Annotated in this window: 1 pseudogene; it reads right to left on the reverse strand. The window is 76.5% G+C overall.

The features are described 5' to 3' along the window. Positions 1-1,035, reverse strand: a pseudogene (locus KIK08_RS39180) (hypothetical protein); the annotation flags it as partial.

Genomic DNA, 1,035 nt, shown 5'->3' on the forward strand with positions numbered 1-1,035 from the left:
GCGGCGCTCGCCGCGGCGGCATCCGGGACGGCCGGGGCCGCGGCACCCGGGACCGCTCCCGCCGGCAGCTCGACCCCAGCAGGCAGCTCGGTTCCAGCAGGCAGCCCGGCTCCAGCAGGCAGCTCAACACCAGCCGGCAACTCGGCTCCGGCCCGCAACTCGACTCCCGCCGGCAGCTCAACACCAGCCGGCAACTCGACACCCGCCGGCAACTCGACGCCCGCGGGCGGGGTGCCGGGCTGGGTCGCGGAGGGCGCACTGCCCGTCGCGGCCGCCAGGAGCGCGTCCAGCACCTGGTCGAACGCCGCGTCCTCGGCGGCGACGCGGTCCTGCCGCTCGGCGACCTCGGTCTGCGCGGTGAGGGCGTCCTCGAGAGCCTGTAGGCAGCCGTCGGTGTCGGTGCTCGCGGCGGCGGCCGGGTGCCGGAACGCGACCGGGGAGGCGGTGTGGTCGCCCTCCCCCGCCCGGTCCGACTCGCTGCTCTTCGACTCGCTGCTGTCGCTGCTGTTCGACTCGCTGCTGTCGCTGCTGTTCGGGTCGCTGCTGTTCGGGTCGCCGCTGTCTGAGTTGCTGCTGCCCGAGTTGCTGCTGCCCGAGTTGCCGCTGCCCGAGTTGCCGCTGCCCGAGTTGCCGCTGCCCGAGTCGGTGCCGTCCGCCTCGGGCTCGTCCTGCGAGGTCGTCGGCGGAGCGGTGGTGGGCGGCTCGTCCGTCGCTGTGGGGTCGGACGAGGGCGCCTCCTCGTGCTCGGCCTCGTGCTCGGTCGCCTCCCCGTCCTGCTCGTGGACGGGCTCGCCCTCCGGGGTGGGCTCGGTCGCCTCGTCGTGGGATTCCTCGTGCTTGGCGTCGTGCTCGGGGTCGTCGGCGGAGCCGCCCGTCACCGGCACGCAGGCCGCCCGGGCGGCGTCGAGCTTGTCGCGCGCGGCGGTCAGCGCCGTGTCGGCCTCCTCGCGGCGCTCGGCGCGCGAGGCCCGGTACGCGGTCGCGGCCTCGATGGCCGCGCGCACCGCGTCCTGCGCCGCAGCCGGCGGCGCGGCT

Origin of the sequence: Pseudonocardia lacus (genome assembly GCF_018531445.1) — a bacterium.
Classification (GTDB): domain Bacteria; phylum Actinomycetota; class Actinomycetes; order Mycobacteriales; family Pseudonocardiaceae; genus Pseudonocardia; species Pseudonocardia lacus.